Origin of the sequence: Micromonospora sp. WMMD735 (genome assembly GCF_049178995.1) — a bacterium.
Classification (GTDB): Bacteria; Actinomycetota; Actinomycetes; order Mycobacteriales; family Micromonosporaceae; genus Micromonospora; species Micromonospora wenchangensis.
In genome coordinates this window covers 3383054-3401479 of the sequence record NZ_JBMHMJ010000002.1, presented here as the reverse complement: position 1 = coordinate 3401479, position 18426 = coordinate 3383054, and the positions used below count along the sequence as shown (strand labels likewise).

Genomic DNA, 18426 nt, shown 5'->3' with positions numbered 1-18426 from the left:
GTTAGTTGGGAGCGCTTCCTAATTCGGCGGCGTACCGGTTACTGTTGGGTTCTTCTTCGGCAGCGGGAGCCAAGCGTGCCGGCGGGGAGCCAGGGCAGCTCTTCGCACCCGTCGACGTCCCCCCACGGGGCCGTCGCACCCTGACCCTGGCATCCCGAGAGGAACCGCAGATGCGGAGAAGTCTCGTCGGCGCGGTCACCACCGTGCTGGCCGCCGCGACAGCCGTCGTGGCCGTACAGTTCACCGTCGCACCCTCCACACCGGCCGCCGCGGCGGCGGCCGAGCCGTACAGCTGGAAGAACGTCCGGATCGACGGCGGTGGCTTCGTCCCCGGCATCATCTTCAACCAGACCGAGAAGAACCTGATCTACGCGCGCACCGACATCGGCGGCGCGTACCGCTGGGAGCAGGCCAGCCAGTCCTGGACGCCGCTGCTCGACTGGGTCGGCGCGGACAAGTGGGGCTACAACGGCGTGGTCAGCCTGGCCACCGACCCGGTGCAGACCAACCGGGTGTACGCGGCCGTCGGCATGTACACCAACGACTGGGACCCGAACAACGGCGCGATCCTGCGCTCGTCGGACAAGGGTGCCACCTGGCAGGCCACCGCGCTGCCGTTCAAGAACGGCGGCAACATGCCCGGCCGGGGCATGGGGGAGCGGCTCGCCGTCGACCCCAACAAGAACAGCATCCTCTACTACGGTGCCGAGGGCGGCAACGGCCTGTGGCGCAGCACCGACTACGGGGTCACCTGGGCCAAGGTGGCGAACTTCCCCAACGTCGGCAACTACCGGGCCGACCCCAACGACACCACCGGCTACCAGAGCCAGAACCAGGGCCTGACCTGGGTCACCTTCGACAAGGGCACCGGTACGGCGGGCAACGCCACGCAGACCATCTACGTCGGCGTGGCGGACAAGGCGAACCCGGTGTACCGCTCGACGAACGGCGGCACGAGCTGGGAGCGGATCGCCGGGCAGCCCACCGGTTACCTGGCACACAAGGGCGTGGTCGACCCGGTCGGCGGCTTCCTCTACATCGCCACCAGCGACACCGGCGGCCCGTACGACGGGGGCAAGGGTGACGTGTGGAAGTTCAACCGGGCCACCGGCGCGTGGACGCAGATCAGCCCGATCCCGTCGTCCAGCAGCGACGCCTACTTCGGCTACTCGGGATTGACCATCGACCGGCAGAAGCCGAACACCCTGATGGTCGCCACCCAGATCTCCTGGTGGCCGGACGCGATCTTCTGGCGCAGCACCGACGGCGGCGCGACCTGGAGCCGGATCTGGGAGTTCGGCAGCTACCCGGAGCGCACCAAGAAGTTCAAGATGGACATCAGCTCGGTGCCGTGGCTGACCTTCGGGGCCAACCCGGCCCCGCCGGAGGAGACCCCGAAGCTGGGCTGGATGAACGAGTCGGTGGAGATCGACCCGTTCGACTCGAACCGCTTCATGTACGGCACCGGCGCGACCATCTACGGCAGCACCGACCTCACCAAGTGGGACACCGGCGGCCAGCTCACCATCAAGCCGATGGTCAAGGGCCTGGAGGAGACCGCCGTGCAGGACCTGATCAGCCCGCCCACCGGGGCGCCGCTGATCAGCGGGCTCGGTGACATCGGCGGGTTCCGGCACACCGACCTCGACGCGGTGCCGCCGATGCTGTTCACCCAGCCGGTCTTCACCACCACCACGAGCCTCGACTACGCCGAGGCGAACCCGGCGACGATGGTCCGGGCCGGCAACTTCACCGACGCCGACCGCCCCAACGACAGCCACATCGCGTTCTCCACCGACGGCGGGGCGAACTGGTTCCAGGGCAGCGAGCCGGGCGGGGTCAACAACGGCGGCACGGTCGCCGCCGCCGCCGACGGCAGCCAGTTCGTCTGGGCTCCCGGTGACGCCGGGCAGCAGGTGATCCGTTCGGTCGGCTTCGGCAACTCGTGGACCGCCGCCACCGGCATCCCGGCCAACGCCGTGGTCGAGTCCGACCGGGTCAACAAGAACAAGTTCTACGGCTTCAGCGCCGGCAAGTTCTACGTCAGCACCAACGGTGGGGCCAGCTTCACCGCCTCCGCCGCCACCGGCCTGCCGGCCACCGGGAACGTCAAGTTCAAGGCGGTCCCCGGCAAGGAGGGCGACATCTGGCTGGCCGGTGAGGGCGGGCTGTGGCGCTCCACCGACTCCGGGGCCAGCTTCACCAAGCTGGCCGGGGTGTCGGCGGCGGTGAACGTCGGCTTCGGCAAGGCCGCCCCCGGGCAGACGTACCCGGCGGTGTTCACCTTCGGCACCGTCGACGGCAAGAGCGGCGTCTACCGCTCCGACAACTCCGGCGCGGCCTGGGTGCGGATCAACGACGACCAGCACCAGTACGGCAACGCGGGCGAGGCGCTGACCGGTGACCCCCGGGTCTACGGCCGGGTCTACCTGGGCACCAACGGCCGGGGCATCCTGGTCGCCGACCGGCTCGGCGGCACTCCCACCCCGACGCCGACCACCCCCGGCCCGACCACGCCGCCGCCGACCACCCCGCCCCCCACGACGCCTCCGCCGACCACCCCGCCCCCCACCACCCCGCCGCCGACCACGCCGCCGCCGACGACTCCGCCGCCCACCGGTGGGTGCGCGGCGACGTACAAGGTGACCGGGTCGTGGCCGGGTGGCTTCCAGGGTGAGGTGACCGTGCGTAACACCGGCGTCAACGGGATCTCCGGCTGGACGGTGAACTGGACGTTCGCCAACGGTCAGACGGTCAACTCGCTCTGGGGTGGCACCTTCACCCAGACCGGGGCGAACGTCTCGGTGCGCGACGCCGGGTGGAACGGTGCGCTCGGGGGTGGCGCGAGCACCAGCATCGGCTTCACCGCCAACGTCACCGGCACCAACGCCGTCCCGGCGGTGACCTGCACCAGCCGCTGACAACTATCAACTATCCGACACTCGCCGGCTCCGCTCCCCGATCGGGGAGCGGAGCCGGCGGCACGTCCGGGCTGAGAGTGATCGACTCGGTGGTGGCGACGTTGCGGCATCAACCTGGAGTCTTTATCGCAACATCGCCCCAACGGGGGTGGATCGAAGACGGCGCAGGCCCCGGTCGACGCCGAGGAGCGTGACCGGGGCCTGCGCGTGCCGTGGAGCGGTCAGTCGTCCAGCCCGACGGGGGAGTTCGGCCGGTCCACGTCGACGAACTCGATGTCGTCGACGGCCCGGTCACCCCGGCTGCCGGCGGCCCGCGCGGCGGTGCCGGCGGCCCAGCCGATCGCCGCGCCGACCAGCGCCGCGCCGATCAGCAGGGTCCAGGGCAGGGCCGGCCGCCGGCCGGCGAGCGCGTCGAAGGCGAGCGTCGCCCGCCGACGGGCCTCGTCGGCGGTCGAGCCGACCAGGTCGCCGGCGTCGGCCAGCCCCGAGTCCCGGACCGACCGGGCGGCGTCCCGGACGCTGTCCCCGGCCGAGTCCACCGCCGAGAGCAGGTGGTGCCAGGCCTGGTCGGCGATCCGCTCGGGCTTGCTGCGGCGCTCCAGAAGGTTGCTGCCGATCATCGTGTTACCTCCTCGAATGCCGAAGTCTGCGGCCAGTTCGGATGTCGTCTCCGTGCCGCGGGACGGTCCTCGCCCCGGCCGGTCACCCGGCCGGTGTCCGAGCAGTGCCCCGCCCGCCCGGGTCGCAAACCCGGTACGCCCCGGTGACCCTCGCCGCTCAGCGCACCGAGACCACGGAGGTGGCGCGGGCGAAATCGTCCCCGTCGTCGTCATCGTCGTCGTCCCCGCCGCCGAAGCCGCAGGCCAGGACGAGAGCGAGTAGCGCGCCGACCCCGGCCAGGCCGAGCAGTCTCCTGAGCATCGATCCGTCTCCTCGATCGTGGTGACCCATCTCTCGCCCACGGTAGGCACCCGGCACAACCTGCACCGGGGGAGCCGGCGGGCCGCGAAGGGGAGCCGGCGGGGCTCGCCCGGCGTACCGCATCCGGGTGTCGGTGGACCGGGGCGGCTACTCTGGGACGGTTGGAACGGCCGAGCTGTGCCGTTCGTCTGAGGTGAACAGGACCAGCAACGGTGCGGAGAGGGACGGTCCGGTCCGTCCGGATCCGCGAATTGCTCATCCCGAGGGGTGGCGACCGAGGCCATCGGAGGAATACTCTCGGTCGCGGCCCGCGTACTGATGAGGCGCCCGGGGACGGGCGAGTGGAGGTGCTCGCGTGAGCCTGTCGATCGTGAAGTCGGTCCTGCCGGCCGGTGTCATCGAAATCGCCCCCCGTGGTGAGATCGACGTCGACACCGCCTACGAGGTACGTGAGGCGATCGCCGAGGTGCTGGCCAAGGGCCGGCCCGCGCGGATCGAGCTGAACATGCGACTCGTCACCTTCATCGACTCCGTCGGGATCAGCGCCATGGTCGCCGGCTTCCAGACCGCCGAGGTCAGCGGCGTCAAACTGATCGTCACCGAGCCGAGCCGGTTCGTGCACCGACAGCTCTGGGTCACCGGCCTGCTCGGGCTCTTCGGCGCCCCGGAGCCGTACTTCGCCGGTGCCGCCACCCCGGAGGTCCTGCCCGGCGCCTGACCGGGCCACCTGTCGGTGTCGACGCCACTGACCAGGGACGTTGCCAGTCCGTCTCCGGTACGGCACGATCGTGCGACCGACGACGGTCAGGAGGCCCGGTGGTCCGGCGGGAGAGCTTCAGCTACACGGTGCAGGCGCACTGCTCACCGGCCGACGCGATGGCGCTGCTGAGCGACCTGTCCCGGCAGGAGGAGTTGCATCCCCTGATCGTCCGGGTGCGCCGGCTGCCCGCCCGGCCGGGTGCCCTGGCCAGCTACGCGATCACCGACCGGCTGGAGCTGGGCCCGCTGCGGTTCCCCGTCACCTACCAGGCCGACGTGCTGCTGGCCGGTGACGACGAGATCGTGACGGTGGCCCGCCAGCAGCCCGGCACCACCGTGCGTAACCACACGCGGTTGCGGATGGAGGGTGACCTGCTGCGGATCGACGTGGAGATCACCCTCGCCGCGCCGGCCCCGCTGTTCGGCTACGCCTTCCGGCAGGCCCGCGCCGCCCACCTGGGGTTGGCCAGCCGACTCGGCGCGGTCCTGGACGGCCGGGCCGGCGACCCGCCACCCGCCGGCTGACCACCGCCGGCACCTGGGCCGCCCGGCCCGGTCGGCACCCGACCCGCCTGTTGCGGCCGGGCCGTGGTCCGGTGGTCCGCCCGCGTCGGACGGACCACCGGGTCGGCTCAGATCATCGACAGGTGTACGTGGTTGGTGTGGTCGCTGGACGGGTCCCCGTTGCCCCCGCTGTACGCCTTCCACCCGCTGCTCGGCAGCCAGATCCGCTTGAACCAGATCACGTAGAGCACACCGAGCCGGTCGGCGTTGCGGATGAAGTACGCGGCGAGGTTGTTGCCGTACGTCCGGTCGCCGCCACTGGCCACCCCGCCGAAGCCGCCCTTCTGGGCGGCGAAGTCGCACGCCCGGCCCTTGGGGTGCTCGCCGGAGCCGCTGGGCCGGTAGCAGGAGACGTACCTGGTGAAACCGGCGGCCTTGGCCTGGTTGAGGGCGTTGAGCGTGCGCGGGGTGATACAGCCGTTGGCCGGCGTCGGGTCGTTGACGCTGCACGACTCGGACGGCCAGGAGCCGTCGGAGTTGCGGGGCGCCCCCTTGGCGTTGCTGGTGGACGTGCCGTCGGAGCTGCCGGAGTCGCGGGAGGTGGAGGTCGGCTTGTCGGCGGCGGCCACCGCCAACGCCCGCTCGGCCTGCTCCTTGCGCTTGCCCATGGTGGCGACCTGCTTGCGCTGTTCGGTGATCTCCCGGGTGACCGCCGCCCGGGTCCGGGTGGCCTGGTCCCGGGTCTCGATCATCGTGCGCAGTTCCTGGTCCTCCCGGGTGGCGACCGTCTCCAGCGCCGCCGCGCGGTCCAGGAAACCGCTCGGGGTGTTGCTGTTGAGCAGGGCGGACATCGGCCCGAGCCGGCCGGTGCGGTAGGCCGCTCCGGCGATCTCGCCGACCTTGGCGGTCTGCGTGACCAGTTGCCCCTCGATGGTCTTGAGCTGCGCGTCGAGTTCCTGCTGGCGCTTGGTGGAGCGCTCCAGGGCGGCCTTGGCCTCCAGCCAGCCCTTGCTGGCCGCGTCGAGCTGGTCGCGCAGCGCCGGGGTGCCGCCCTCGTCGTCGTCGCCGGGGGCGGCGAGCCGGGTGGTGGGCGCGGCGGCGGCCGGGGTGAACGGCGCGGCCGACACGCCCAGGGCCAGGGCCGTGACGACTGCGGCCAGCAGCCGTGTGGTGGTGCGTACGTGCATGCGGATGTCCTTCCGTCAGCCGCCGACCGGGTTAGCTGACGGGTTCGGGACGGAAGATCCCTACCGCTTGCGCGGATGCACCCCAGGAACGTGGTTCCCCGGTTCGCCCGGGCGGGCGATTAGGCGGCGGCCTCTGCCTGGCGGAGACCGGGGCCGAGCCTACCGGTACGCGTGTGACGCCTGCCTACCTCGTGACTGAGGGTACGAGAGTGAATACTCTCAAATGGTTCAAACGACGCAAATTTCCGTGATCTCTGTGCGGGAGTACCCGGCGGGGCTGACTGTCCGGCCCAGGGTGGGGTCACCAGTGGGCGGGGCCGCACGCGCCGGGGCTCGCTCCGGGCTCGACCTGGAGGGTGGCGTGCTCGATGTGGAAATCCTCCCGCAGGGCGCCCCGGGCGGCCGCCAGCACCGTGCCGACCTCGGCGTCACCGGCCAGGGTGAGGTGGGCCGAGGCGACGTCCATGCCGGAGGTGAGCGTCCAGACGTGCAGGTCGTGCACCTCGGCGACCCCGGGCACGGCGGTCAGCCGGTCGTGCACGGCGGTCACCGGCAGGTGCTCCGGAGCGGCCTGGACCAGGATGCGCACCGCCGCCCGGCCGAGCCGCCAGGTGCGGGGCAGGATGAACACGCCGATCGCCACGGCGACCAGCGGGTCGGCCCACCACCAGCCGGTGCCGGCGATCAGCAGCGCCGCCACGATCACTCCGACCGAGCCGAGCAGGTCACCGAGCACCTCCAGGTACGCCCCGCGCAGGTTGATGCTCTCCTTGGCACCCTCCCGCAGCAGGCCGAACGCGACGATGTTGGCGAGCAGGCCGAGCACCGCCACCACCAGCATCGGGCCGGCCAGCACCTCGGGTGGCTCGCCGAACCGACGGACCGCCTCGATCAGCACGTAGACCGCCACCCCGCTGAGCAGGACGGCGTTGGCCAGGGCTGCGAGCACCTCCAGCCGGTAGAGGCCGAAGGTGCGCTGCGGGTCCCGGGCGGCCCGCCGGGTGGCGGTGATCGCGGCCAGCGCCATCCCGATGCCGAGCACGTCGGTGAACATGTGCCCCGCGTCGGAGAGCAGGGCCAGCGAACCGGTGCCGAAGGCGGCCACCGCCTCGACCACCATGAGCACGGCGAGCAGCCCGAACGCCGCCCAGAGCCGGCCCCGGTGCCGGTGCGCGGCGTTGCTCACCGTCGCGCTGTGGTCATGACCTGCGCCCACGTCCACACCTTCCGTCGCCGTCGGGACCACCGTCGCCGTCGCGGACCACCGTCGCCGTCGCGGACCCGCTCCAATCTATGCTCACATCGCTATGTGTGCAAGTGACGGTCGGACGTCCGGCCGGGTGGGCCGGGGTGCCGGTCGGTCAGCCGGTCGGTTCGACGGTGGTGAGGCGCTGGGTCGCCCGGGACAACGCCACGTAGAGCGTCCGTACCCCGGAGCCCGGATCGGCCCGGATCTCGCCGGGGCAGACCAGTACCACCCCGTCGTACTCCATGCCCTTGGCCTGGAGGCTGGTCACCACCTGCAGGCGCGCCCCGCCCCGGTCGCCCAACCAGCCGGCGACCTCGTCCCGGCGGGGCACCGGGGTGATCACGCCGACCGTCCCCGCCACCTCGGCCAGCAACGCGTCCACCGCATCGGCAGTCGTCCGGGCCAGCTCCGCCGCCGGCACGTGCAGCGCCACCGGGTCCACCCCGGTGGAGCGCACCGCGCTCGGCAACTCCAGGTCCGGATAGAGCCGGCGGATCTCCGCCGCCGCCACCGCGAAGATCTCCGCCGAGTTGCGGTAGTTGGTGGACAGCGTGAACCGGTGCCGCCGCCGTCGGCCCAGCGCCTGGTCCCGGGCCCGGTCCAGCTCCGCCTGGTCACCCGTCCAGGCGGTCTGCGCCGGATCACCCACCACCGTCCAGGAGGCGAGCCGACCGCGCCGGCCGATCATCCGCCACTGCATCGGCGAGACGTCCTGCGACTCGTCGACCACCACGTGCGCGTAGTCCCGGTAGTCCTCGGGCCGCTCCCGGGCCGCCGCCCGCGCGGCCCGCTGCCGCTCCCCGAAGGTGCTCAGCTCCCGGACGCCGCCGGCGAGCTGGAACGGGTCCCGCCGGGCCTTCTTTGGGCGGACCGGCTGACCCAGCAGCGCGTCCAGCTCGTCGAGGAGGGCGATGTCGGCCACCGTCAGCCCCTCGGTGTCCAGCGACCGGTACGCCTGCGCCAGCAACCCGACCTCCGCCCGGGACAGGACGCCGGCCGCGTACCGGCGCAGCCGCTCCGGCCGGGCCAACCAGCCCAGCACGTGCCGGGGATGCAGCCGGGGCCACCACGCCTTGAGGAACTCCCGGAACTCCGGCCGCTCGATGATCTCGTCCTCGAAGGCGGGCTGCTCGGGCAGGCCGGCGACGGCCGACCGCCGGGCCTGTGCGTACAACGCGGCGAGCACCCCGTCGAAGCCGACCCGGCGGACCTCGTTGCGGCGGGCCCCCCGGTGCAGCGCCCGGTCCCGGATGCCGTCCAGCTCGCGCCGCTCCAGGCGCAGCAACGCACCCCGGTAGAGCAGCCGCAACTCCTGCGGGCCGTCCGGCACCGCGTCCCGGGCCGCCCGCTCCAGCACCCGACGCATCCGCAGCGAACCCTTCACCGCCGCCACCTCGGGCCCGTCCGTGCGGGTCGCCGACAGGCCGGGGAACAGCGAACCCAGCGAGTGCAGGGTGGCGGTCTCCTCGCCCAGCGACGGCAGCACCGAGGCGATGTACTCCACGAAGACCGCCGACGGGCCGACCACCAGGATGCCGCCGCCGGCGTACCGGCTGCGGTCGGCGTAGAGCAGGTACGCCGCCCGGTGCAGGGCCACCGCCGTCTTCCCGGTGCCCGGCCCGCCGGAGACGATGGTGACCCCCGAAGCGGGGGAGCGGATCGCCTCGTCCTGCTCCCGCTGGATGGTGGCGATGATGTCCCGCATCCCCCGGCCGGTCGCCCGGGACAGGGTCGCCAGCAGCGCCCCGTCACCCACCACCGGCATGTCCGGCGGGGCGGCCTCCGGGTCGAGCAGGTCGTCCTCGATCCGGGTGACCTTCTCGTCCGACGAGCTGATCGTGCGCCGCCGCACCACCCCCAGCGGCTCCGCCGGGGTGGCCCGGTAGAAGGCGGCGGCGGCCGGGGCCCGCCAGTCGACCACCAGCGTCTCGGCGTCCTCGCCCCGCACGCCGAGCCGGCCGACGTGCAGCACCTGACGGTCGCGCAGGTCGAGCCGGCCGAAGACCAGCCCCTCGTGTTCGGCGTCGAGCAGGTGCCGGCGCTGGGCGGCGTGGAAGACCATCGCGTCGCGCTCCACCAGCGCGCCGAAGGTACCGACCCCGGCCAGCCGGTAGCCGTCCCGCTCGGCGCGGGCGGCCGAGCGGCGCAGTTCGGCGAGCCGGGCGTACACCCGGTCGAGATGCCGTTGCTCGGCGGCGATCTCCTGCTCCAGGGTGGTCTGGTCGGTCAACGTACCGGCTCCTGTGCGACGGCGACGCCGGACGCGGGTGCACGCCAGGCGGAATGAGGGTACGGGCAGCCGCCCACCCACCGGCGGGCCGATACCCGTACCGCGACCTCCACCACCACCGCGCGGCCCGCCCGGGGCGCGGCGGCGCGGGGCGACGGCGGATCGGCTCAGCGCGTCGTCCGCCCGGCGGACGCGGGGTCGCCCGGGACGTCGGCGCCCGCCCGGCCGGACGGGGCGTCGACGGGACGACGGGGCCCCGGTGGCGTAGCCCCGGCGGCGGACAGCACCCGGTCGAGCACCCCGGCGACGGCGGCGTTCACCTCGTCCGGACGCTCCATCATCAGCATGTGCCCGGCACCGGGGCAGACGGTCAGCTCGGTGGCCGGCAGCGCCGCCGCGATCGATTCCGCACACGGCGGCGGGGTCAGCCGGTCCCGGTCCCCGACCAGCGCCGCCGCCGGCAGGTGCGCCAACGCGGCGAGCGTCGCCAGCCGGTGCTGGGCGCCGATCGAGGCGCGGAAACCCCCGATCGACCGCAGCGAGGCGCGGGCCACCGCCGAGGTGACCAGCCGGATGTCGGCGCCGGAGCAGCGGTCGCCGAAGAGCATCCACCTGATGCTCGGGGCCAGGGCGCGCAGCAGCGGACGGGGTGGCCGCCAGGAGCCGCACCGGGCCAGTACCCCGGCCCCGGTGGTCTCGGCGAGCCGGATCAGCCGGGCGATCCGCGGCGACAGGCCGTACACCGTGTGGGTGTGGCCTTCGGCGGTGGTGGAGACGAAAACCAGCCCGGCCGTACGGGCGGCGAAGTGGGACGGGTGCCGGTGGGCGTACTCCATCACGCTCATCCCGCCCATCGAGTGCCCGACGAGCAGCACCGGCCCGGCCGGGGCGACCTCGTCCAGCACCGCCGCGAGGTCGTCGCCGAGCTGGGCCAGGGTCGCCGTGCGCAGCGCCATGCAGCTGGACCGGCCGTGCCCCCGGGCGTCGTAGGTGACCACCCGGACCCGGTCGCCGAAGCGGCTGCGCAGGTCGGCGAGCTGCCGGTGCCAGGCCCGACCGTCGAGCGTCCAGCCGTGCAGCAGGACCACGGTCACCTCGGCCTCGACCGGCCCGGTCACCTCGACATGCAGGCGTACCCCGTCGGGCAGCCGCAACTCCCGTTGCTCCGGCATCGCCACCTCCCAGGCACCCGGGACACATTCACCGGCGTAACCCGGCGGTAACACCGGCTACCCGACATCAGACCACGCCAACCGTGTCGGTGAGAAGATTCCCGACCCGCCCGCACGGGGCCAGCCGGGCGGTCAGTCTGGAGCCATGCCGAGACCGCCCACCGGGGCCGCCCGGACCTCCGACGGGCCGCCCGTCGACGCCGGGCCGCCCCGGGCCGCGCGTACCCCCCGGGCGGCGCTGGCCGAGCTGCTCACCGGCAACCGGCGATTCGTCAGCGGCCGACCGGTCCACGGGCACGACGTGACCGCCGCCGCGGCCGTGGCCTCCGGCGACCAGCAGCCGTACGCGGTGCTGCTCGGCTGCATCGACTCACGGGTGCCGCTGGAGGCGATCTTCGACCAGACCTTCGGGTCGATCTGCGTGATCCGGACCGGGGGACACGTGCTCGACCGGGCCGTGCGGGGCTCGATCGAGTACGTGGTGGCGCAGCTCGGGGTGACCCTGGTGATGGTGCTGGGGCACGAACGGTGCGGCGCGGTCGCCGCGACGGTGGACAGCGTGCGGAGGGGCCGGCGTCCGGACGGTGACCTGGGCTACCTGGTCGAGCGGATCACCCCGGCCGTGACCGAGGCGGGGCCGCACGACCCGGGCGTGCACCCGCTGGCCGTACGCCGGCACGTCCGCCGTACGGTGCGGGCGCTGCGCACCGACGACATGCTGGCGGGCCCGGTCGCGGCGGGTGGGGTGGACGTCGTCGGCGCCCTGTACGACCTGGACACCGGCGAGGTCACCCTGCTCGACGAGGAGCCTGACCCGCCGGAGCAGACGTGGTGAGCGCAGACGTGGCGGGCGCGGACGTGGCGGGCGCGGACACGGAACCGCCCGCCGGGGTGACCCGACGGGCGGTTCCGGTCGTGCTGGGGGAGGGGGCTCAGCCCTCGAAGACGCCGGCCTCGACGAGACGCTTCTCGGTCTTGTCCCACCCGTGGTCGGGGTGGGTGGCGGCGAGGTTGCTGATCTCGGCGCGGATCTTGGCGGCGTGACCGGCGGTGGCCAGCGTCCGGATCTCCTCGACGAAGGCGTCGGAGTCGGTACGCAGGTGCGCGGTCTTGCCGTTGGTCAGGTTCCGCACGTAGGCGTGCTTGCCGCCGTTGAGCGGGATGAGGTACTTGAACTCGCCCAGCACGCTGAGGGCGCCACCCTGGCCAGCCTGGCCGGCCCGGACTGACGCGCGCGCGGTCTTCGAGGTGTTGCTCGCCACGGAGATGCTCCTTGCAAGACGTACGGGAGGACGGGGAACGTCCGGGGGCTGTAGCGGGTGACGGCCGGTGGTCGTCTGACGCTCGGTGGTCGTCGGACGCCCGGGTGGGTCGTCGGCCCGCGAAGTGGTGCGACGGCACAGAACCGCCCAGAGAAATATACACGACCACGGTGCCTGGCAGCTCACCGTGCCCGTCGGAGTGCACAACCCCGGTCACCGGTCCGGGTATTTCCCCCCGGCGAATTTTCCGATTCCCTGGCGCACCATCCGTCACAGCAGTCATCATGTGTGGCAACAGCCACTCGGGTGTCGAGGTCGTAGGGGAAGACGCACCTCGCCCTCCGGGAGGTCACCGTGCCAACGCGTGGCGTCGTATACGTCCACTCGACCCCGCTCGCCGTGTGCTCGCACGTCGAGTGGGCGATCGCGCGCGTCCTCGCCGCGCCGGTCAACCTGCACTGGACGGCTCAGCCCGTCGATCCCGGCGCCCGCCGGGCCGAGTGTGGATGGACCGGTCGGCCGGGGACGGGTGCCGAGCTGGCTGCTGCCCTGAGGCAGTGGCCCATGATCCGTTTCGAGGTGACCGAGGAACCCAGCACCGGCGCGGACGGCGAACGCTTCATGCACGTGCCCGGCCGGGGCCTGTTCCGGGCCGCGGTGGGCGCGGCCGGCGACATCCAGCTCGGCGAGGACCGGCTGCGCAGCATCATGGCGTCGGTACGCCCGGAGGCCCTGGCGCACGCCCTGGACAAGGCGATGGGCACCGCCTGGGACGCCGAGCTGGAGCCCTACCGCTACGCCGGGGACGGCGCGCCGGTGACCCTGCTGACCCGGGTCGGCTGACCGCAGCCCGCCCGCGCGCCCTCGCATGTGCCGATGCTGTCGGCGTGGCTGTCCGGGTGTCGGCACCGCCCGCCGCGGCCACCGACACCGCCGAGACCTGCCGGCCCGTCTCCGTGCGATGCCTGCCGCCCACCGGTCTCGTCTGCGGGCACCCGCGCCGACCACCCCCGGGTCGGCTGCTCCCGGAGCCACGTCTCGGGGAGAGCTGTATGCCTGTCCGTCATAAATATGACGGACAGGCATACAGCTCTCGGAGAAGTCGTCCTCACCCGAGGCGCACACTTGCCCGGACCGGCCGACGGCCGTGCCCGTTTTGGCTGGGTTTTCGCGGCGGGCGGCCAGCCAGGGGTAGCCGCCCGACGGGTGGTGGCGCCTGGTGAATCCGCTCACCCGGATCGGCCGCGTCCCGCCCGGGACACGCCCGGGAGCCGGACACCGGGCCGGGGACGGGCACGCCGCACCCACCGTCTGACCTGGCCGGGTTGCCGCTGATCTCCGGCGCGGGTTGGATGGGCCGGGTGCCGATCTCCCCGCGACGTGCCGGCGTCGCCGTCACCGCCCTGACCGCGCTGCTCGCCTCCGGATGTGCGGGGGAGGGGCAGGCTCCCGCGCCGGTCCGCCCCGAAGCCACCCCGACGGCCACCGCGACCGTCGCCGCGTCCGCCGCCGCCGCCGACGACCCGGCCGGCCGGGCCGCCGCGCTGGTCGGCACGCTCGGCGACGAGGACCTGGTGGGCCAGGTGCTGATGCCGTACGCGTACGGCAGTTCGGCGACGACGGTGACCCCCGGCTCGGCCGCCGGCAACCAGGCCCTCGCCGGGGTCGACACCCCCGCCGAGATGATCGCGAAGTACCGGCTCGGTGGGCTGATCCTGGTCGGGTTCAGCGCCGACGACCCCACCTCCGGCAACCAGTCCACCACCAACGTCGACAATCCGGCCCAGGTGAAGAAGCTGACCGCCGGGCTGCGCGAGGCCGCCGGGAAGTTGGCCGCCGGCCCGGCACCCTTCCTGGTCGGCACCGACCAGGAGTACGGGGTGGTCACCCGGATCACCGACGGGGTGACCACGCTGCCCAGCGCGCTGGCCGCCGGGGCGGCCGACGACCCGGCCCGGACCGAGGCCGCCTGGAAGGCCGCCGGCACCGAACTGGCCGCGATGGGGGTGAACCTGGACTTCGCCCCGGTCGCCGACGTCCTCGCCACCCGCAGCACGGTGATCGGCTCGCGGTCCTTCGGCGCGGACCCGAAGCGGGCCGCCGCACAGGTCGCGGGCGCGGTCCAGGGGTTGCAGAGCGCCGGGGTGGCGGCCAGCGTCAAGCACTTCCCCGGGCACGGGCTCAGCGCCGCCGACTCGCACCAGGAGGTCCCGGTGGTCGGCCAGCCCCGGGCCGAGCTGGACGCCACCGCCTTCCCGCCGTTCCGGGCCGGCATCGACGCCGGGGCGATGGCGGTGATGTCGGCGCACCTCGACGTCACCGCCGTGGACCCGGGCACCCCGGCCACCTTCTCCCGCAAGCTGCTCACCGACGTGCTGCGGGGCGAGCTGGGCTTCCAGGGGGTGGTGATCACCGACGGGATGAACATGCCGCCGGCCAAGCGCTACCCGCCGGGCGAGGCGGCGGTGAAGGCCCTGCTCGCCGGCAACGACCTGATCCTGATGACCCCGAACGTCGGCCAGGCGTACGACGGGTTGCTGGCCGCGCTGCGCGACGGCTCGCTGCCCCGGGACCGGCTGGTGGCGGCGGTCACCCGGGTGTTGACCATGAAGTTCCGGCTCGCCGACCGGCCGACGCCGGCGATGTCCACGCTCGACAGCGCCCCGCACCGGGCCGCCGCCACCGCGCTGGCCGCCGCGGCGGTCACCCAGCTGCGCGGGAAGTGCGGCGTCGCGGTGTCCGGCCCGGTCACCGTCACCACCTCCGACGGGCGGGACAAGACCCGGGCGACGCTCACCGCGGCGTTGACCGCTGCGGGCGTACGGGTGGTGGCCAAGGGCGGCACCCGGGTGCACCTGGTCGGCTACGGCGACGGCCCGAAGGATCTTGCCGCCGACGCGGCGGTCACCGTGGCGATGGACACCCCGTACGTGCTGGAGAAGGCGACCTCGCCGACCCTGCTGGCGACCTATTCGTCCAGCCGGGCCTCGATGACGGCGCTCGCCGGGGTGCTGGCCGGCAAGGCCCGCCCGACAGGTCGTTCCCCGGTGCCGCTGACCGGGCTGCCCGCCACGAGCTGCCCGGGCTGACCCCCTGACACCGGCGTGGCCGGCCGCCGACGGAAGTCGACGACCGGCCACGGGTACCGCGGTGCCGGATCAGTTCAGCGGAACCTGCTGGGCCACTGCCGCGCCACTGGACTCGAAGGCGGCCAGCAGCGACGTCGGGGTGCCCCCGCTGGTCGGGACCGTCACGGTGACCCGGTCACCGGCGGCCAGTCGTACGGTGTGCTCGCCCCGGGCCGTGTCGCCGTCCCAGGCGTACAGGTAGGCGGTTCCGGCCCGGTCGGCACGCAGGGTGACCTGCACGCCGTCGGTGACCCGCTGGGCCGAGGTCAGCCGCAGCGCCGAGTTCTTCAGCCTCGGCACGGCGGCCGGGGCCACCCCGTCGACGGCCGACTGGGCGATGGTCTGCGGGCTGTGCACGCTGCGCGCCGAGGTGTCCGGGAACACCGGCGTGCTGGGCTGCCGGGCCGCTGGCTGGTAGCCGGGCAGGGTGGCCAGACCGTAGCGGTACGGGTCGGCCCGGACGCCGGTGAAGGTGGACCAGCCCAGCCGGGACTGCGAGCTGAGGTCCTGGGTGTCCGAGTCGTAGACCAGCACGTTGAAGCCCATCCGGGCCGGGTCCACCGCGTCGGGCAGCACCGCGAAGGGGATCATCGTCTCGATGGTGTACCCGGTGTACGGGGAGCTGACCTTGCTGACCACGGTCATCCCGGGTGCGGTGGTCGCCCCCGGACCCTGCCGGTTGTCGGCGTCGCGCTGCCAGCAGGGCGGGTTGCCGTTGGCCGGGTCGTCGGTGATCGGGAAGATGCCGGCCTTGAACACGGTGGAGGTGTCCGTCGAGTTCCCCTTCGGGTCGACGATGATCTCCACGCTGTCGGTGCGGCGCTGCCGCTTGCAGTCCTGCGGGACCACCTTCTTGCCCAGCACGTCGTCGGTGACCTGGACGATCACCTTCAGCCCGTCGGCGGTCCAGGCGATCCGACCGGTCGCCGAGGCGTCCTGCGGGGTGGTGGCCTGACCCTCCCAGATGCGGGAGAAGTCCAGCTCCGGGCCGGGGTACTCGCCGGGCGAGGCGACCCCGTCGACGGTGCCGTCGCCGGCGCGCGGGACCTCGGTGGTCGGGACGATCTCCAGTGCGCCGGTCTCCACGGTGCTGCCGGCGGCGCTGGTGGTGGTGATGGTGATGCCGTAGTCGCCGTCCGTGCCGCCCTCGTTGGCGGTCGGCAGGGTGGCGTCGGTGTTGGTGACGGTGAAGGTGACCGCCCCGGTCGCGCCGGGGGCCAGCGCGGGATAGCTCTTGGTGGCCGCGTCGGCGGTGAAGCCGGCCGGCAGGCCGAGGGTGACGGTGCCGCTGCGGCTGACCCGGCCGTGGTTGCGCAGGTCGATCCGCACCGACCGCTGCTGTCCGGAGCCGATGGTGAGCACCGGCTTGATCAGGGTGTCCAGCTGCGGGTATCCGCCCTCACCGGCCCAGGTGCGGAACGTGCCGACCTCGGGCAGCGGCTCCAGGGTGCCCCGGACGTCGGCGACCACCCGGACGGCCCGGTCGGTGCGCCCGGCACCCTGGCGGGTGGTCAGGGTGGCCCCGATGAGCTGCTGCTGGCTGGTGGCGGCGTCGGCCGGGACGGTGACGGTGAACTTCCGGGTCCGCTCCTTGCCCGACGGCACGTCGTTGGCGAGCACGCCGGAGCCCTTGGCCTTCCAGCCCGCCGGCAGCCGCAGGTCGATCCGGGGCTTGACCAGGGCGCGGTTCTGCGGGGCGCGCAGGTGCGCGGTGACCTCGACGGTCGCGCCGGGGGCCAGGTCGAACCGGTCGGTGGTGAGGTACAGCTCGGTGCCCTTGGGCAGGCCACCGGTCACCGGCGGCAGCACCGAGCCGCGCAGGATCGCCTCCGGGGAGGTGTCCGCCGGGTCGTACGGGACGCGGCTGTCGATCAGGGTGTAGAAGTCGCACCGGATCTTCGTCGGGTCGGTGGGGGCGGCGGCGGTGCCGGCCCAGCCCTGGGTGACGTACTCCCGGCGGGCGTCGACCTCGATCTCGGCCCAGGTCTTCCCGCTGGCGCTGGGAGTGCCCTCCCAGACGCCGAAGACCTGGTCGGTCGGGACGGTGGGGGTGAAGCTGGTCGCGCACTGCGGCCCGGCGGCGGAGCTGCCGGTGCCGCCGCTGCGCAGGAACTTCGCGGCCCGGAACGGGCTGAGGCCCTCGGCGCTGAGCTGCTCGGGGAAGGCGTTCGGGTCGGCGGCGGCGGCGAACGCCTCGGCGGCGAACCGGGCGGCCTGCTGGTGGTTGCCGTGGTTGCCCGGGGTCGGCGACGGGTTCATCGTCATGATGATCTCGGGACGGGTGGTCCGGATGACCCGGACGATCTGACCCAGGGTGTCGTCGTGGCCCCAGATCTGCTCGGACAGCGGGGCGGACGCGGTGTACCAGAAGTCGACCCGGTCGAGGTTGTAGAGGTTCTCCACACCGGCCTTGCCGATCGCGGTGCGCTCCTCGCGTTCGCGGATGATGCCCAGCGGCGGCCCCTCCTCCAGGCCGACGGCGTTGCCGCCGCCCTCACCGCGGGTGATGGTGACGACGCCGGCCTTGGCGCCGTACTTCTCCTTCCACTGGCCGAGGGTGGCGAGGCTGCCGGCCTCGTCGTCGGGGTGGGCGCTGACGAAGAGCACGTCGAGGTCGACGGCCTTGGCGGGGCGCACGTCGGCCGGGGCGGCGACGGCGGTGGCGGGCGCCCCGGCCACGGCCAGGGCGAGTGCGGTGGGTAGCAGGAAACCCTTGATGCGCATGCGGATCCTTCCGGGACCACGGTGTCCGGGCAGCGACCGTCCGCGTCGGACGCGGCGCGTCCGACGCGGGGTCGTGGATGGACGGTGAGGCGGCGGGAACGGGAACGGTGGGCGTCGTCGGACGCGGTGCACCGGGTACGGCAGCGGTACGGGTTCCGTACACACTGGAAGGCCTTCGCCCGGTGACGCTAGGGACCAGCGCAGCGGCACGTCAATGCTTTGGAAGGTATTTCTTTCTTTGCAGAAGAAATAAAGAGGGCGATGTCCGGGATGTCTTGCGATGCGCCGGAAGGGTGCCCCGAACCCGCCCATCGCTTCCAATTGCGGACGTTTTCGCTGCTCCGGTGGTCCGAGGTGAGCCGGCTGAGA

At 73.2% G+C, this 18426-nt stretch carries 14 protein-coding genes and 1 riboswitch; of the genes, 6 read left to right on the top strand and 8 right to left on the bottom strand.

Going from position 1 to position 18426, the window contains the following annotated elements:
• Positions 1-170 precede the first annotated feature (170 nt).
• Positions 171-2921 carry a cellulose binding domain-containing protein gene (locus ACN268_RS14320; RefSeq protein WP_421483627.1) on the top strand — a complete coding sequence of 917 codons (2751 nt, stop codon included), beginning with the start codon at positions 171-173 and terminating at the stop codon, positions 2919-2921.
• Positions 2922-3142: 221 nt separating this feature from the next.
• Here ACN268_RS14320 and ACN268_RS14315 read toward each other — a convergent pair whose 3' ends face one another.
• Complete coding sequence (locus ACN268_RS14315) at positions 3143-3541, bottom strand: hypothetical protein (protein WP_088647175.1); 399 nt, start codon at positions 3539-3541, stop codon at positions 3143-3145.
• A gap of 157 nt (positions 3542-3698) precedes the next feature.
• Positions 3699-3842 (bottom strand): hypothetical protein, encoded by a 144-nt coding sequence (locus tag ACN268_RS14310; RefSeq protein WP_421483626.1) that lies wholly within the window; start codon positions 3840-3842, stop codon positions 3699-3701.
• Between the two features lie 355 nt (positions 3843-4197).
• Here ACN268_RS14310 and ACN268_RS14305 point away from each other — a divergent pair, with 355 nt between their 5' ends.
• Together ACN268_RS14305 and ACN268_RS14300 are read left to right on the top strand one after the other, a co-directional pair.
• The gene (locus tag ACN268_RS14305; RefSeq protein ID WP_067309377.1) at positions 4198-4560 is read left to right on the top strand and encodes an STAS domain-containing protein; all 363 of its coding nucleotides are present in this window, start codon (positions 4198-4200) and stop codon (positions 4558-4560) included.
• A gap of 98 nt (positions 4561-4658) precedes the next feature.
• Positions 4659-5126, top strand: a complete 468-nt coding sequence (locus tag ACN268_RS14300; RefSeq protein WP_421483625.1) for an SRPBCC family protein — start codon at positions 4659-4661, stop codon at positions 5124-5126.
• 107 nt (positions 5127-5233) lie between these two features.
• Here the strand turns inward: ACN268_RS14300 and ACN268_RS14295 are convergent, their stop codons facing one another.
• The 4 genes from ACN268_RS14295 to ACN268_RS14280 form a co-directional block, all read right to left on the bottom strand.
• A complete protein-coding gene (locus ACN268_RS14295) occupies positions 5234-6292 on the bottom strand; it encodes a coiled-coil domain-containing protein (protein ID WP_421483624.1) in 1059 nt (352 codons plus the stop codon).
• Positions 6293-6296: 4 nt separating this feature from the next.
• A riboswitch (cyclic di-AMP (ydaO/yuaA leader) is annotated at positions 6297-6428 on the bottom strand.
• Between the two features lie 165 nt (positions 6429-6593).
• Entirely contained in the window at positions 6594-7508 is a 915-nt protein-coding gene (locus ACN268_RS14290) for a cation diffusion facilitator family transporter (protein ID WP_421483623.1), read from the bottom strand.
• Positions 7509-7653: 145 nt separating this feature from the next.
• Positions 7654-9771: a HelD family protein gene (locus ACN268_RS14285; RefSeq protein ID WP_421483622.1), complete on the bottom strand. Its 2118-nt coding sequence runs from the start codon at positions 9769-9771 to the stop codon at positions 7654-7656.
• A gap of 167 nt (positions 9772-9938) precedes the next feature.
• On the bottom strand, positions 9939-10943 hold the full coding sequence (locus ACN268_RS14280) for an alpha/beta fold hydrolase (RefSeq protein ID WP_421483621.1): 1005 nt from the start codon (positions 10941-10943) through the stop codon (positions 9939-9941).
• Positions 10944-11088: 145 nt separating this feature from the next.
• Between ACN268_RS14280 and ACN268_RS14275 the strand changes: the two genes are divergently transcribed.
• Positions 11089-11778: a carbonic anhydrase gene (locus ACN268_RS14275; RefSeq protein WP_421483620.1), complete on the top strand. Its 690-nt coding sequence runs from the start codon at positions 11089-11091 to the stop codon at positions 11776-11778.
• A gap of 97 nt (positions 11779-11875) precedes the next feature.
• Here the strand turns inward: ACN268_RS14275 and ACN268_RS14270 are convergent, their stop codons facing one another.
• Entirely contained in the window at positions 11876-12205 is a 330-nt protein-coding gene (locus ACN268_RS14270; RefSeq protein WP_088647745.1) for a hypothetical protein, read from the bottom strand.
• Between the two features lie 354 nt (positions 12206-12559).
• On the opposite strand from ACN268_RS14270, the gene ACN268_RS14265 reads away from it, so the two are divergent.
• A complete protein-coding gene (locus ACN268_RS14265; RefSeq protein WP_088647746.1) occupies positions 12560-13048 on the top strand; it encodes a DUF3145 domain-containing protein in 489 nt (162 codons plus the stop codon).
• A gap of 509 nt (positions 13049-13557) precedes the next feature.
• The gene (locus tag ACN268_RS14260) at positions 13558-15294 is read left to right on the top strand and encodes a glycoside hydrolase family 3 protein (protein WP_421486891.1); all 1737 of its coding nucleotides are present in this window, start codon (positions 13558-13560) and stop codon (positions 15292-15294) included.
• A gap of 69 nt (positions 15295-15363) precedes the next feature.
• Here the strand turns inward: ACN268_RS14260 and ACN268_RS14255 are convergent, their stop codons facing one another.
• The gene (locus tag ACN268_RS14255) at positions 15364-18057 is read right to left on the bottom strand and encodes a sugar-binding protein (protein WP_421483619.1); all 2694 of its coding nucleotides are present in this window, start codon (positions 18055-18057) and stop codon (positions 15364-15366) included.
• Positions 18058-18426 lie beyond the last annotated feature (369 nt).